Annotated in this window: 13 protein-coding genes; 3 read left to right on the top strand and 10 right to left on the bottom strand. The window is 68.6% G+C overall.

All coding sequences use genetic code 11. The features are described from left to right. Positions 1-311 precede the first annotated feature (311 nt). The 10 genes from moeB to ndk form a co-directional block, all read right to left on the bottom strand. Complete coding sequence (moeB, locus tag SLW56_RS08235; RefSeq protein ID WP_320694633.1) at positions 312-1448, bottom strand: molybdopterin-synthase adenylyltransferase MoeB; 1137 nt, start codon at positions 1446-1448, stop codon at positions 312-314. 165 nt (positions 1449-1613) lie between these two features. After that, positions 1614-2831, bottom strand: coding sequence for a gephyrin-like molybdotransferase Glp (gene glp, locus SLW56_RS08230; protein WP_320694632.1), 1218 nt, complete (start codon positions 2829-2831; stop codon positions 1614-1616). Continuing rightward, entirely contained in the window at positions 2828-3433 is a 606-nt protein-coding gene (locus tag SLW56_RS08225) for a molybdenum cofactor guanylyltransferase (RefSeq protein ID WP_320694631.1), read from the bottom strand. The genes glp and SLW56_RS08225 overlap by 4 nt, the downstream gene beginning before the upstream one ends. Before the next feature lie 7 nt (positions 3434-3440). After that, complete coding sequence (gene der, locus SLW56_RS08220) at positions 3441-4838, bottom strand: ribosome biogenesis GTPase Der (RefSeq protein ID WP_017913737.1); 1398 nt, start codon at positions 4836-4838, stop codon at positions 3441-3443. A gap of 18 nt (positions 4839-4856) precedes the next feature. Then, positions 4857-6212, bottom strand: coding sequence for an outer membrane protein assembly factor BamB (bamB, locus tag SLW56_RS08215; protein WP_017910712.1), 1356 nt, complete (start codon positions 6210-6212; stop codon positions 4857-4859). Then, positions 6212-6850, bottom strand: a complete 639-nt coding sequence (locus tag SLW56_RS08210) for a tetratricopeptide repeat protein (protein WP_010342903.1) — start codon at positions 6848-6850, stop codon at positions 6212-6214. Before SLW56_RS08210 ends, bamB begins: the two co-directional genes overlap by 1 nt. A gap of 64 nt (positions 6851-6914) precedes the next feature. After that, positions 6915-7790, bottom strand: a complete 876-nt coding sequence (locus tag SLW56_RS08205; RefSeq protein ID WP_017910710.1) for a RodZ domain-containing protein — start codon at positions 7788-7790, stop codon at positions 6915-6917. Then, on the bottom strand, positions 7787-8578 hold the full coding sequence (gene pilW, locus SLW56_RS08200; RefSeq protein ID WP_026143845.1) for a type IV pilus biogenesis/stability protein PilW: 792 nt from the start codon (positions 8576-8578) through the stop codon (positions 7787-7789). Before pilW ends, SLW56_RS08205 begins: the two co-directional genes overlap by 4 nt. Positions 8579-8591: 13 nt before the next feature. Continuing rightward, entirely contained in the window at positions 8592-9773 is a 1182-nt protein-coding gene (rlmN, locus tag SLW56_RS08195; RefSeq protein WP_017910708.1) for a 23S rRNA (adenine(2503)-C(2))-methyltransferase RlmN, read from the bottom strand. A gap of 35 nt (positions 9774-9808) precedes the next feature. Further along, on the bottom strand, positions 9809-10234 hold the full coding sequence (gene ndk, locus SLW56_RS08190; RefSeq protein WP_002812972.1) for a nucleoside-diphosphate kinase: 426 nt from the start codon (positions 10232-10234) through the stop codon (positions 9809-9811). Between the two features lie 214 nt (positions 10235-10448). Between ndk and SLW56_RS08185 the strand changes: the two genes are divergently transcribed. The 3 genes from SLW56_RS08185 (at position 10449) to SLW56_RS08175 (ending at position 14846) form a co-directional block, all read left to right on the top strand. Beyond that, the gene (locus SLW56_RS08185; protein WP_017910707.1) at positions 10449-11081 is read left to right on the top strand and encodes a TetR family transcriptional regulator; all 633 of its coding nucleotides are present in this window, start codon (positions 10449-10451) and stop codon (positions 11079-11081) included. A 34-nt stretch (positions 11082-11115) separates the two neighbouring features. After that, positions 11116-13488 carry a 3-hydroxyacyl-CoA dehydrogenase/enoyl-CoA hydratase family protein gene (locus SLW56_RS08180; protein WP_152181412.1) on the top strand — a complete coding sequence of 791 codons (2373 nt, stop codon included), beginning with the start codon at positions 11116-11118 and terminating at the stop codon, positions 13486-13488. A gap of 152 nt (positions 13489-13640) precedes the next feature. After that, positions 13641-14846: an acetyl-CoA C-acyltransferase gene (locus SLW56_RS08175; RefSeq protein ID WP_017913732.1), complete on the top strand. Its 1206-nt coding sequence runs from the start codon at positions 13641-13643 to the stop codon at positions 14844-14846. Positions 14847-15249 lie beyond the last annotated feature (403 nt).

Below are 15249 nucleotides of genomic sequence, written 5' to 3'. Positions count from 1 at the left end.
TTGAGCGTGCGCGACGCTGCTTCAGCCATCGAGACCCCGCCTCCCTTCTCCCACTGGGAGAAGGTGCCCGAAGGGGCGGATGAGGGTACGGGTGCCGCTGCGTACAACGAAAGCCAGCGCTGCCCTGCATCGCGAGTCGCTTCGCGCCGTACCCTCACCCCAACCCCTCTCCCGCAGGGAGAGGGGCTTGAGCGTGCGCGACGCTGCTTCAGCCATCGAGACCGCATCTCCCTTCTCCCACCGGGAGAAGGTGCCCCGCAGGGGCGGATGAGGGTACGAGTGCCGCTGCGAACAGGGACACCTAGTAGCAGCTAACCCTCAGCCCCACAGAACCGCGCGTAGTCGATATAGCCAGGGAACGGCCGCTCCGGCGCACACAAGGGACACTGCGGATCGGCGGACAGGCGGGTTTCGCGGAAGCGCATCGCCAGGGCATCGAAGTGCAGCAGGCGGCCGCGCAGGGGTTCGCCGATGTCGAGCAGCAGCTTCAAGACCTCGTTGGCCTGCAGCAGGCCGACGATGCCGGGCAGCACGCCGAGCACGCCGGCGTCGGCACAGTTCGGTGCGAACTCCGGCGGCGGCGGCTCCGGGAACAGGCAGCGGTAGCATGGCGCCTGCCCGCGCCGACGGCCGACATCGAACACGCTGACCTGGCCTTCGAAGCGCTGCACCGCGCCGTACACCAGCGGCTTGCCCAGCTTCACGCAGGCATCGTTGAGCAGGTAGCGCGCGGGAAAGTTGTCCGAGCCGTCCAGCACCACGTCCACGTCCTGCAGCAGCCGCTCGACGTTGTCCGCGGTGACCCGCTCGCGCACCGCCTCCACCCGCACGCCCGGGTTCAGCGCGCCCAGGCTCGCCGCGGCCGAGTCCACCTTGGCCTGGCCGATCCGCGCGTCGCCGTGCAGGATCTGCCGCTGCAAATTGCTGCGCTCGACCACGTCGTCGTCGGCGATACGCAAGTGCCCCACCCCGGCCGCGGCCAGGTAGAAACCGGCCGGCGAGCCCAGGCCGCCGGCACCGACCAGCAGCACGCGCGCGGCATGCAGCCGGCGCTGGCCCTCGACCCCGACTTCGGGCAGGCGCAGATGCCGCGAATAGCGGTCGAAGAAGTCTTCCTGCGCCGGTTCCAGCGTCGGTCGCTGCAACGGCAAGCCTTCGCGCTGCCAGCGCGTGGTGCCGCCCAGCACGGAAGCGACATGGGTGTAACCGGCCTGCTCCAGGAACAATGCGGTGTCGTGCGAGCGCTTGCCGCTCTGGCAAATCAGCAGCACCTCGGTCTCGGCGCCAAGATAGGCAGCCGGGTCGGCCTGCAACTGCGCGCGGGCCACGCCCTGCGCGCCCTCGGCCATGCCGGTGACGCGCTCGTGCTCCTCGCGGATGTCGATCAGGCGCGCGCCATGCGCCTGCCGCGCCTGCGCCTGTGCAGGAGTGAGTTCTCGAATGCCCATGCGCGCATTATCGGCGCAAACCGGTTCCGCGTCCGCTGTCGACGGCGCGGCTGAAGGAACCTCGCGACGCGCTTGCCCGGGAACGCCCCGTCCCGCTGAAACCAGTCCCACAGGCATCCTGTATCCGGCTTGATGATGTTGGATGCAGGTGCTTAGGGGGTGCCCTCAGTACGGCACCACCTCGACCACGTCGCCGGCCTGGAACTGGCGTGCGCCCTCCTCCAGCCGCAGCAGCACGTCGCTGTCGGCGGCGCCGCGCAGGCGATGCGAGCCGTCCGCGGGATTCGGCTCTGCCCACAGCTGACCGTGGGCGTCGCAGCGCATGCGCCCGCGCAGAAACTCCAGCCGGTCGTGGCGTTTGTCCCAGCCGGCCGCCAGCCGGGCGCGCCAGGCCCGATGCGGCTCGCTGCGCCGCTGCAGCGCATCCAGCAACGGTCGCCCGATCGCCAGGAAGGTCGCCAGCACCGACACCGGATTGCCCGGGAGACCCAGGAACAGGGCGCGGTCCCACTCGCCGAACAGCAGCGGCATGCCCGGGCGCATGCGCACCTTCCAGAACAGGATGCGGCCGTGCTCGGCCAGCAGCCGCGGCAGGTAGTCCTTCTCGCCGGCTGAGACGCCGCCGCAGGTCAGCACCACGTCGAACGCCGAGGCGGCGTCGGCGAGCATGGCCTGGATGCGCTGCGGATCGTCCGGCAGGGTCGGCCACGCGGTCGGCGCCAGGCCGAGCAGGCGCAGTTGCGCCATCAGCATGTCGCGGTTGCTGTTGTAGATCTGCCCCGGCTGCAACGGCAGGCCCGGCTCGACCAGTTCGTCGCCGGTGGCGAACACCGCCACGGTCGGCCGCGCCGCCACCATCAGCTGGTCCACGCCCAAGGCCGCGGCCAGACCGATGCGCGAAGGCGTCAACAGCATGCCGGCCTCGAGCACGCGCTCGCCGGCGCGCACGTCTTCGCCGCGCGCCCGCACATGCGCGCCAGCGGCGAGCCCGTCCGGCACCTGCACGAGGCCATCGCGCTCGTGCACGTTCTCCTTGATGACCACCGTATCGGACCCGGCCGGCAGTGGCGCGCCGGTCGTGACCCGCAGGCATTCGCCGGGCGCGAGCGCCTGGTGCCGATCGGCGCCGGCGAACTGCTCGCCGGCCAGCCGCAAGTCGGTCGCCGCCCCCGGGGTCAGATCGGCATGGCGCAGCGCGAAGCCATCCATCGCGCTGTTGGCGAACGGCGGCAGGTCGATCGGCGCATCCAGCGGTTCCAGCAGGATGCGGCCATCGGCGCGCGACGCCGCCAGGCGCTCGCTGTTGACGGGACGGGCACGCGCAGCGGCAGCGACGATCGCCAGCGCGTCGGTGTAGGCGATCCGGGAGGGATAGTCGGTCATGGTGGCGGCAGGATACCCGCTGCAGCCAGATCCTGCGGCGTGTTCAGATTGCCCAGCACGATTTCCGGCAGCGGCACCGGCCGCATCCGCAGGCGCTGCTGCAATGAGCGTGGCGCGTAGCGGGCGGCTGCCAGCGCCTCCTCCAGCGCCGGGCGCAGCGCGGCCAATCGGTACAGCGCCACCAGCGGCTGCGCGCCGGTGGCATCCTCGACCCAGGCGCCATCGCACTCGTCAGCGGCTGCGGCCAGCACCGCAGGCAGATCACGCGGCAACACGCAGATATCGACCGGCACGGTCAGCAGCCAGGGCGTGGCACAGGCGGCGGCAAGCGCGTCCAGCCCGGCGATCGGTCCCAAGGAACGTTCCGCCCCGGCCGGTGGTGCGACGCGGTCCGGCACGGCCTGCAGGCCAATGGCGGCATAGCGCGGCAAGCTGCGGTTGGCGCTGACCAGCACTTGGGCGACCTGAGGCGCCAGCGCCTGCACCAGCCATTGCACCTGCGCCTGCCCGTCGCGCTGCAGCCAGGCCTTGTCGCATCCGCCCAGGCGTTGCGCGCGGCCGCCGGCGAGAATGCCGAGGGTGATCGCGCGCCGCGTATCCATCGTGCGACTACTTGCCGCGGACGTGCTTCATCAGGCGCCGCTTCTTGGCGATCTGGCGCTCGGTCAGCACGTTCTTCTTGCCTTCGTACGGATTGGCGCCTTCGCGGAACATGAAGCGCACCGGCGTGCCGACCAGCTTGAAGCGCTTGCGGAAGAAGTTCTCCAGGTAGCGCTTGTACGACTCCGGCAGCACCTTCAGGCGCGTGCCGTGGACGATGAAGGTCGGCGGATTGCTGCCGCCCGGATGCACGTAGCGCAGCTTGGAGACGTGGCCGCGGATGCTCGGCGGCGGATTGCTTTCGTAGGCGATTTCCAGCGCCTGGTTGACTTCGCTGGTGCTGAACTCGCGCACCGCCGAGGCGTGCGCGCGATGGATCGCCTGGAACAGCTCGCGCAGGCCCGAGCCATGCTTGGCGGAGATGCGCACCGCCTCGGCCCAACTGACGAAGCCGAGCTTGCGCGACAGCAGGTCTTCGGCCTGCGCACGCTGGTAGTCGCTCTGCCCGTCCCACTTGTTGATCGCCACCACCAGGGCGCGGCCGGCGTCGAGGATCGCGCCGAGCACGGTCGCGTCCTGGTCGGTCACGCCCTCGCCGGCATCGAGCATCAGCACCGCGACCTGGCACTGTTCGATCGCCTGCAGCGTCTTGAACGCGCTGAACTTCTCCACCGCCTCCTCGACGCGGCCGCGGCGACGCAGGCCGGCGGTGTCGATCAGACGGTACAGGCGGCCGTCGCGCTCCAGATCCACCGCGATCGAGTCGCGGGTGGTGCCGGGGACTTCGGAGGCGATCATGCGCTCCTCGCCCAGCAGGCGATTGACCAGGGTCGACTTGCCCACGTTCGGGCGGCCGACGAAGGCGATGCGCATGCGCGCCGGGTCGGTGTCCAGGGTCTCGCCAGCGCCCTCTTCCGGCAGCCGCTCCAGGACCTCGTCGAGCAGGTCGTCGATGCCGTGGCGATGCGCGGCGGAGACCGCGATGGCGTCGCCGAGACCGTAGCGCGCGAATTCGGCGCGCACTTGGTCCTCGTCGGTGCCGTCGATCTTGTTGATCAGCAGCAGGGTCGGCCGCGCCAGCTTGCGCAGCCAGGCCAGGATCTCGTCGTCGAGCGCGGACGATCCCTCGCGACCATCGACCACGAACAGGATCAGGTCGGCCTCGCCGGCGGCGGCGCGCGCCTGCTCGGCAGTGGCGCCGGCCAGGCCTTCCTCTTCGCCGGAGATGCCGCCGGTGTCGACGATCACGAACGGGGTGTCCGGCTGCAGCCGGCATACCCCGTAGTGGCGGTCGCGGGTGACGCCGGGCTGGTCGTGGACCAGCGCGTCACGGCTGCGCGTCAGCGCATTGAACAGCGTGGACTTGCCGACATTCGGCCGTCCAACCAGGGCGACCAGCGGCAGCATCGCGACATCCTTCTCTTGTTATTGACCCAACCGGAACGCGGTCAGGTCGCCTTTCGTGTTCTGCATCAGCAGGATCCCGTCCGCGACCACCGGCTGCGCCACCAGCGGCTTGCGGCCGACCCGCTCGCGCGCGGCGAACTCGCCGTTGTCGAGCCGGAGCCAGTGCAGATAGCCCTTGTAGTCGCCGACCACGGCGTAATCGCCCTGGATCGCCACGCCGGTCAGCGACCGGCGCGCCAGCCCCGGCTGCGACCACATGGCCGATCCGGAGGCCTTGTCCAGCGCCCACACGGTGCCGGCGTTGTCGGCCACCACCACGTTGCCGGAACTGACGCCGACACCGCCGGCGCCGCCATGATCGCGGTTCCACAGCGGGCGGCCGCTCGGGCCTTCCAGCGCCACGGTCTCGTTCTTGAAGCTGGTCGCATACAGCGTGGTGCCGTCGAGCACCGGAGCGCCGTCGACGTCGGCCATGCGCTCCAGCTCGGTGCGGCCTTCCGGCACGCCGATGGTCTGCTCCCACAGCACGCGACCGTCCTGCATCGCCAGCGCGGCCAGCGTGCCGTCGTCGTTGCCGATGAACAGCACGCCCGGACCCGCCACCACCGGCGCATTGCCGCGCACGGTCAAGCTCGGCAGTTCCTGCGCATTGAACCAGCGCTGCTGCCCGGTCGCCGCATCGAAGGCGGTGGTGCGGCCGTCGTTGCTGCGCACGAACACCATGTTCTGCGCGATCACCGGCGCGGCGATCACTTCGTTGGGCACCTTGGCGCGCCACTTCTCGGTGCCGTTGGCGGCATCGAGCGCGATCACGGCGCCGTCCAGCGCACCGACGACCACCAGGCCGTCGCCCACGCCCGGGCCACCGGCAAAACGCGGTAGCGGACGCTTCTTCTCGAGCCGCTTGCGCTCCTTGGCCTGCTGCTTCTCGTTGCGCAGACGCTGCTTGTAGGCGGCGCGCTCGTCCTTGGACAGGTTCTTGCCGGACTCGCTCTCGACCTGGCTCTTCGGCTGGTCCTCGGCCTGCGACAGCTGCTGCTTGCGCGCCTGCTTGGCGTCGTATTCCCAAATGGTCTTGCCGGTCTGCAGATCCAGCGCGTACACCGTGCCGGAGGTCGCGGCCGCATACACCTTGCCGTCGGCGACTACCGGGCGCTGACGCACGCCAATCTGGCGCTCACCCTTGCCGGCGTCGGTGGACCACAGCTTCACCACCTTCACCGACGGGGTGAACTTCACCAGTTCGGCCGGCTCGGCGGCTTTCTTGGCGGCCGCATCCTTACCGGCGAACCAGCCCTTGACGGTGGTGCAGCCCGACAAGGCCAGACCCAGCAGGGCCACGGTGGCGACACGCTTGAACATGACTACCTTCATCAGATCGGCTCCGCGGCATTCGGCACGCTGCCGCCCGCATCCATCAATTTCGTTTCGACCACGCGCCGCTGCGGCGAGGCCACGTCCAGGCTGGTCAGCGCCTTGGCGTACGCATCGCGCGCCGCATCGCGCTTGCCCTGCGCGATCAGCGCATCGCCGCGAATCTCCAGACCCTGCGAATCGGTGGCCGAGGCCACCAGCGCCAGCGCGTCCTGCGGCTTGCCGCCGGAAATCAGCAACCGCGCCACGCGATGGTCGACCAGCACCTTCATTTCGCCGTCGGCCTTGAGCGCGCGCAGCGTGGTCAACGCGGCATCGGACTTGCCGGCATCGACCTGCGCCTTGGCCAGGCGCAGCGCCGCCAGTTCGGCGTAGATGTTGGTCGAGCCTTGCTGCAGTTCGGCCATGTCCTTGGCCGCCTTGTCCAGCTGATTGGCCTGGATGCTCTTGAGCACCGCTTCGTAGCGGGTATTGGCCTGGGCCAGATCGTTGGACCGCTGCTTGGTCCACCACTGCCAGCCGATGATCGCGCCAAGGCCCAGGACGATGCCGCCGATCAGGCCGGCGCCGTTTTTCCTGAGCCAAGTGCGGACGCGTTCGCTTTGTTCGTGCTCGTCGAGCAGGTCGTCAATCGCCATGCGTACTCTCGCCCCGCCGCTGCGACGGGACATGAAATGTTGAAGATGAGGAACCGCGCCGCCGTCACTCGGAGGCGGGCACCACGGAACCGTCAGAGGATACCGCAAAGCGCGCCACGTTCGCGCGCCTGAACGGGGTCAGATCCACGGTACTCCCGGATTGCTGAACCTGGACCGCGGAGGCATTGCCCAGCACCACACGCCCGACCTGCCCCGGCGCATACGTGCGGGTCTCGCCGGCCTTCAGCAGTGCCTTCTCCACCGGCGTGCCGTCGGGCGCGAGGATCTGCACCCAGCTGTCGCCCTGGAACGACAGGCTCAGACTGTTCTTCTCCGGCTCTGCCGCCGGACGCGGCATCGGCGTCAGCGAAGCGATGTACGGCGCCGCGGCGCTTGGCGCCGGACGCGTGGCCGCCGGCGTGGTCGGCACCGGCGCAGCAGCACCGTTGGCCGGCGTCGCCGTCGCGGCAGCGGTCGTGCCCGGCGTGCCAGGCACCACGTCCAGCGAGGCGGTGCTGGGGCCGTTGTCGTCGGCGAAATGGCTACGGGTGGCGTACCACACCGGCACCGCCAGTCCGGCGGTGATCACCACGTAGACCATGCGCCGCGTGGCGCTTTCGAGCATGCGCCGCAGCGGCGGCGTATGCGTGTGGCTGATCAATTCGACCGGCTGCACCGGCGCGATCTGCGCGGTCTGCAGCAACGGCTCCAGGTCGACGCCGAGCAGGCGCGCGTAGCTGCGCAGCTGCCCGCGGACAAAGACCGGCGCGCCAAGGCGCTGCCACTGCTCCGACTCGAGTGCCTGCACCACATGCACCGGCATGCGCAGTCGGCTGCCGACGTCGTCGATGCTCAGGCCGGCCGCTTCGCGCGCTTCGCGGAGCTGTTGCCCGCAGCCTTTGGCGCCATCGAAAGCGTTCGGATTGGAATCACTGATCACAATGCACTAGCCCCGGGTGTCGTGGTCGCGGCGTCGGGAAACTCCTTGCGCAACCGCTGTTGGTAACGGCCGGCGGCAGCCTTGTCGCCCAGCCTTTGCTCAATCTGAATAGCAAGTTGTAACACGGAAGCGGTGGCAGGCGCAGCCGCCAGACGCCGCTCGGAGAAGGCCCGTGCCTCGAAAAAGCGCCCTTGCGCGACCTCGTTGCGGGCCATCGCCTCGAGTGCGTACGCGTTGTCCGGATCCAGCTCCAGCGCCTTGCGCAGGTCGCGCTCGCCACGCTCGCGCTGGCCGACCTGCAGTGCGCAGCCGCCAGCGTTGGCCAGCGCCGAGGCCGGCGTGGCGTAGTCCTGCAGCGCGAGCGCGCGGTCGAACCAGGCCAGCGACTCCGCCGGCGAGCCGTTCGCGCACAGCCAGGCGCCGTAGTTGTTCAAGGTCGCGCCGTTGCTCGGCGCCAGCTCGGCGGCCTTGCGGTAGTACCCGCCGGCGGTCGCGGCATCGCCCTTGCGATCGGCGACCACCGCCAGCACGGTCAGTGCGTCGACCGAGTCGGCGTCCACTGCCAGCGCCTTGCGCGCATGCGTCTGCGCTGCGTCCAGGTCGTTGGAGGCAAGCCCGTTGGCGGCCAGGCCCAGTTGTTCCTGCAAGGCCACGCGCGACTTCACCGCGCGGCTGTCGCGGAAGGAATAATGCGGCTGCACCTGTTCGGCGGTGCGCACGGTGCCGGTCTTGGCAGCGATCCAGTTGCAGCCCGGCAAGGCCAGCACTGCGATCGCCACCACCGCGATGGAACGCCCTTGGCTACGCCGCCGCATCCCGATCCGCCCGCGTCTGCAATTCGCGCTTGAACTCGGCCTGCCGGCGGGTACGGTCCATGACCTGCCCCTTGAGCTGCCCGCAGGCCGCATCGATGTCGTCGCCGCGCGTGCGCCGCACCATGGTCAGCACCTGTGCGTCCAGCAGGATCTTCTGGAACGCACGGATCTCGGTCTCGCCGGAGCGCTCGTAGCGCGTGCCCGGGAACGGATTGAACGGGATCAGGTTGACCTTGCCAGCGTTCGACGCTTGCACCGCATTGTCGAACTGGCGCATCAGCCGCGCCAGTTGCCGCGCATGCTCGGGCTGGTCGTTGATCCCCTTCATCAGGGTGTATTCGAAGGTCACCGACTCGCGGCGCTTGTTGGCGCGCAGGTAGCGCGCACAGGCGTCCATCAGTTCGGCGATCGGGTACTTCTTGTTGAGCGGGACCAGGGTCTCGCGCAGCGCGTCGTTGGGCGCATGCAGCGACACCGCCAGCGACACGTCGCTCTCGCTGGACAGGCGGTCGATCTGCGGCACCAGGCCCGAGGTGGACAGGGTCACGCGCTTGTTGGCCAGGCCGTAGCCCAGGTCGTCGCGCATCACGCTCATCGCGCGCACGACGTTGTCGAAATTCATCAGCGGCTCGCCCATGCCCATCATCACCACATTGGTGAGGCGGCGCATCTGGTGCGGCACGTTGCCCAGATGCCGCGCCGCCACCCACACCTGGCCGATGATCTCGGCAGTGGAAAGGTTGCGGTTGAAGCCCTGGGTGGCGGTGGAGCAGAAGGTGCAGTTGAGGCCGCAGCCGACCTGCGAGGACACGCACAGCGTGCCGCGCGTCTTGTCGGGGATGTAGACGGTCTCGATCGCGTTCTTGCCGTCCACGCCCATCGCCAGCAACCACTTGTGGGTGCCGTCGGCGGAAGGCTTGTCGAACACGATGTTGGGGACGACGACCTCGGCATGCTGCTGCAGCTTGGCGCGCAGCGCCTTGCCGAGGTCGGTCATCTGGTCGAAGTCGGTGACGTAGCGGTGGTGGATCCACTTCATCACCTGGTGGGCGCGGTAGCGCGCTTCGCCGAGGGTCTCGGCGAAGAAGCGCTCCAGCCCCTCGCGATCGAGGTCGAGCAGATTCTGCTTGGCCGCCGCGCCGGTCCGCACGGGATCGGCGATGGCCAAGGGAGGATGGACGACCTCGTTCACGACGACCTCGCTTAGCGCGAAACCACTTCGGTGGCGGCGAAGAAATACGCCACTTCGTTGGCGGCGTTCTCGACCGAATCCGAGCCGTGCGCGGCGTTGGCGTCGATCGAATCGGCGAAGTCGGCGCGGATGGTGCCCGGCGCGGCGTCCTTCGGGTTGGTGGCGCCCAGCAGGTCGCGGTGCGCGGCCACGGCGTTCTCGCCTTCCAGCGCCTGGATCATCACCGGGCCGGAGATCATGAACTCGACCAGCGCATTGAAGAACGGACGCTCGCGGTGCACGGCGTAGAAGCCCTCGGCCTCGCGGCGCGACAGCTGCTTGTACTTGGCGGCCACGACCTTCAGGCCGGCCTTCTCGAAGCGCGAGTAGATTTCGCCGATGACGTTCTTGGCGACGGCATCGGGCTTGATGATGGACAGGGTGCGCTCCAGCGCCATGGGAAGTTCTCCGTTGGGCGGGCCACTGAAGGCCCGAGGTTAACATGAAAAAAACCCGCGTCAAAACGCGGGCTTAGCCAGAATTGCGATGGACAATTCTATCCAATCGGCGCCGGCTTTGCACGGCCAGGCTGAATTGTGCTGCAAAGCAGCATGACGTGCCCACCGCCCGGGCCTAGACTCAAACAATCGTTTGATTGATTCTGGCGGCCGCATGGCAAAGCAAGCGCACTTCTCGACCAAGGACCGCATCCTCAGCGCGGCCGAGGAACTGTTCGCGCAGCACGGCTTTTCCGGCACCTCGCTGCGCCAGGTCACCAGCCAGGCCGACGTCAACATCGCCGCGGTGAACTACCACTTCGGGTCCAAGGAAAACCTGGTCAACGAGGTGTTCCGGCGGCGCATGGACGAAATGACCGCCGCACGCATGGCGCAGCTGGAAACCGCGCAACGGCAGCATCCCGGCCAGCTCGGCCCGGTGCTGGCCGCCTTCGTCGAGCCGGCCCTGGCGATGGCCCAGGAGCGGCAGAGCGGCGGCGCCTTCGTGCGGGTGATCGCCCGCGCCTATGCCGAGAACAACGACAGCCTGCGCCAGTTCCTGTCCGACCACTACGGCCATGTGCTGCGCGAATTCGGCAAGGCCATCGCCGCTTGCGTGCCCGGGCTGAGCAAGCAGGAACTGTACTGGCGCCTGGATTTCCTGGCCGGTGCCCTGACCTACGCCATGGCCGACTTCGGCCTGATCAAGCGCCCCGCCGGCGTCAGCGAGGGCGCGCACCGTGCCCACGCCGCCCGCGAACTCATCCGTTTCGCCGAAGCCGGCTTCCTCGCCCATTCGGTTCCCTGATCCCGCAAACGTTGACCCACAGAGGCTGATCGCTATGTCCAATCCCCTGCTCGTCCGCCGTGCCGCCGTCCTGGGCGCGGGCGTGATGGGTGCGCAGATCGCTGCGCACCTGACCAACGCCGGCGTCGACACCGTGCTGTTCGACCTCCCCGCCAAGGAAGGCCCCGCCGATGGCGTGGTGCTCAAGGCGATCGCCAACCTGACCAAGCTCAGCCCGGCGCCGCTGGCCAGCACCGCGCTGGCCGAGGCCATCACCCCGGCCAACTACGACTCCGGCCTGGAGCAACTGCGCGGCTGCGACCTGATCATCGAAGCCATCGCCGAGCGCATGGACTGGAAACAGGACCTCTACAAGAAGATCGCGCCGTTCGTGGCCGACCATGCGGTGCTGGCCTCCAACACCTCCGGCCTGGGCATCAACGCCCTGTCCGACGTGCTGCCGGAACAGCTGCGCCACCGCTTCTGCGGCGTGCACTTCTTCAACCCGCCGCGCTACATGCACCTGGCCGAGCTGATCCCGGCCAAGCACACCGAGCCGTCGGTGCTGGAAGGCCTGGAAAGCTTCCTGGTCACCACCCTGGGCAAGGGCGTGGTCTACGCCAAGGACACCCCGAACTTCATCGGCAACCGCATCGGCGTGTTCTCGATCCTGTCCACCATCCACCACACCGAGCAGTTCGGCCTGGGCTTCGACGAGGTCGACGGTCTCACCGGCCCGCTGGTCGGCCGCCCCAAGTCGGCGACCTACCGCACCTCCGACGTGGTCGGCCTGGACACCATGGCGCACGTCATCAAGACCATGGGCGACACCCTGCCGAACGATCCGTGGCATGCTTTCTTCAAGGCGCCGAAGTGGCTGGAGGCGCTGATCGGCAAGGGCGCGCTGGGCCAGAAGACCGGCGCCGGCATCTTCCGCAAGGTCGGCAAGGACATCGTGGTGCTGGACCTGCAGAAGCAGGACTACCGCCCGGCCGACCGCGCCGCCGCACCGGAAGTCGTCGAGATCCTGAAGATCAAGAACCCGGCCGAGAAGTTCGCCAAGCTGCGCGAGAGCCAGCATCCGCAGGCGCAGTTCCTGTGGGCGACCTTCCGCGATCTGTTCCACTACAGCGCCTACCACCTGGCCGACATCGCCGAGACCGCGCGCGACGTGGACCTGGCGATCCGCTGGGGCTACGGCTGGGCGCTGGGTCCGTTCGAGACCTGGCAGGCCGCGGGCTGGAAGCAGGTCGCGCAGTGGATCGCCGACGACATCGCCGCCGGCAAGAGCATGAGCAGCGCGCCGCTGCCGAACTGGGTGTTCGATGGCCGCGACGGCGTGCACGCCGCCGAAGGTTCGTACAGCCCGGCGCGCGACGCCAAGCTGCCGCGCTCGGCGCTGCCGGTGTACAAGCGCCAGCGCTTCCCCGATCCGCTGCTGGGCGAGAAGTTCGCGCAGGGCGAGACCGTGTTCGAGAACGACGGCCTGCGCATGTGGCACGACGGCGACGACATCGCCGTGGTCAGCTTCAAGACCAAGATGAACACCGTCTCCGACCAGGTGCTGGACGGCCTGCAGGAAGCGGTGGGCCGCGCCGAGAAGGACTTCAAGGGCCTGGTGCTGTGGCAGCACAAGGAACCCTTCTCCGCCGGCGCCGACCTGGCCGGCGCGCTGGGCCTGCTGCAGGCCGGCAAGGTCGATGCGTTCGAGGCGATGGTCGCCAACTTCCAGGCCACCAGCCAGCGCATCAAGTATTCGCTGGTGCCGGTGGTCGCGGCGGTGCGCGGGCTGGCGCTGGGCGGCGGTTGCGAGTTCCAGATGCACAGCGCCAAGAGCGTGGCTGCGCTGGAGAGCTACATCGGCCTGGTCGAGGCCGGCGTGGGCCTGCTGCCGGCCGGTGGCGGCCTCAAGGAGATCGCGGTGCGCGCGGCGCAGGCGGCGGGTCCGGGCGGCGACGTGTTCGCCGAGCTGAAGAAGACCTTCGAGACCGTGGCCATGGCCAAGGTTTCCACCTCGGCGGTCAACGCCAAGGAACTGGGCCTGCTGCGCGGCACCGACAAGGTGGTGTTCAACAGCTATGAATCGCTGTACATCGCCAAGGCCGAGGCGCGCGCCCTGGCCGAGGGCGGCTACCGCCCACCGCTGCCGGCGCGACGCATCCAGGTCGCCGGCGACGTCGGCATCGCCACCTTCAAGATGCTGCTGGTCAACATGCTGGAAGGCCGCTTCATCAGCGAATACGACTACGAGATCGCCACCCGCATCGCCACCGTGCTGTGCGGCGGCGAGGTCGACCGCGGCGCGCTGGTGGACGAGGAATGGCTGCTGAAGCTCGAGCGCAAGCACTTCGTCGAACTGGCCCAGCAGGAAAAGACCCAGGCGCGCATCGGGCACATGCTGAAGACGGGTAAGCCGCTTAGGAACTGAGAATCGGGAATGGGGAATCGGGAATGGAAACGCATTCCCAGCTCCTCCTTCTACCCCTAATTTTCTGCCGGAAATAGGACTGCTGCAGATCGCGCGAATCGCTTTACGATTCCCGACTCCCCATTCCCTATTCCCGGCTTTCGGAGAAAGCCATGAGCAAACAGATCCAGGAAGCCTACATCGTCGCCGCCACCCGCACCCCGGTCGGCAAGGCGCCCAAGGGCATGTTCCGCAACACCCGTCCCGACGACATGCTGGCGCACGTGCTGCGCGCGGTGGTGGCGCAGGCGCCGGGCATCGACACCTCGCGCATCGACGACGCGATCATCGGCTGCGCGATGCCCGAGGGCGAGCAAGGCATGAACGTGGCGCGCATCGGCGTGCTGCTGGCCGGCCTGCCGAACTCGGTGGCCGGGCAGACCATCAACCGCTTCTGCTCCTCGGGCATCCAGGCAGTGGCGCTGGCCGCCGACCAGATCCGTCTGGGCAACGCCGACCTGATGCTGGCCGGCGGCACCGAATCGATGTCGATGGTGCCGATGATGGGCAACAAGGTCGCGCTGTCGCCGAGCGTGTTCGCCGACGACCACGTGGCCATCGCCTACGGCATGGGCATCACCGCCGAGAAGGTGGCCGAGGAATGGAAGGTGTCGCGCGAGGACCAGGATGCCTTCGCCCTCGCCTCGCACCAGAAGGCCATCGCCGCGATCGCCGCCGGCGAGTTCCGCGACGAGATCAGCCCCTACGAGATCCTCTCGCACCAGCCCGACCTGGCCGGCAACGTCATCGCCCTGCGCAAGAAGCTGGTCGATACGGACGAAGGTCCGCGTCCGGACAGCTCGATCGAAGGCCTGGCCAAGCTGCGCCCGGTGTTCCGCAACGGCCAGTTCGGCGGCAGCGTCACCGCCGGCAACTCCTCGCAGATGAGCGACGGCGCCGGTGCGGTGCTGCTGGCCTCCGAGCAGGCGATCAAGGACTACGGGCTGACCCCGCTGGCCCGCTTCGTCAGCTTCTCGGTCGCCGGCGTGCGTCCGGAAGTGATGGGCATCGGCCCGATCGAGGCGATTCCGAAGGCGCTCAAGCAGGCCGGCCTGAGCAAGGACCAACTGGACTGGATCGAGCTCAACGAAGCCTTCGCCGCGCAGTCGCTGGCGGTGATCCGCGACAGCGGCCTGGATCCGTCAAAAGTCAATCCGCTGGGCGGCGCCATCGCCCTGGGCCATCCGCTCGGCGCCACCGGCGCGATCCGCACCGCCACCCTGGTACACGGCCTGCGCCGCCACAAGCAGAAGTACGGCATGGTCACCATGTGCATCGGCACCGGCATGGGCGCCGCGGGGATCATCGAGGCGCTGTAAGCGCGCGGCGCCCTCCCCTCATCCGGCCCTGCGGGCCACCCGACGGGAGAAGGGAGCAGTACACAGCCCCTCTCCCACCGGGAGAGGGGTTGGGGTGAGGGTCCGGCGCGAAGCGACTCGCGATGCAAGGCAGCGCTGGGTTTCGTTGTACGTAGCGGCACCCGTACCTTCATCCGCCCCTTCGGGGCACCTTCTCCCGGTGGGAGAAGGAAGGAGAGATCTCGATGGCTGAAGCAGCGTCGCGCACGCTCAAGCCCCTCTCCCTCCGGGAGAGGGGTTGGGGTGAGGGTCCGACACCAAGCGCGTGTTGTACAGACCAGCGCACAAACGGAAAAGGCAGCCGCGCGGCTGCCTTTTCCGTTTGTCATCCGATTCGGCTTATCCGGATCGAATCAGCCGCCAG

This window comes from Xanthomonas sp. LF07-6, assembly GCF_034105445.1.
GTDB classification, from domain to species: Bacteria; Pseudomonadota; Gammaproteobacteria; order Xanthomonadales; family Xanthomonadaceae; genus Xanthomonas_A; species Xanthomonas_A sontii.
This window is presented reverse-complemented; position numbering and strand designations above follow the sequence as displayed.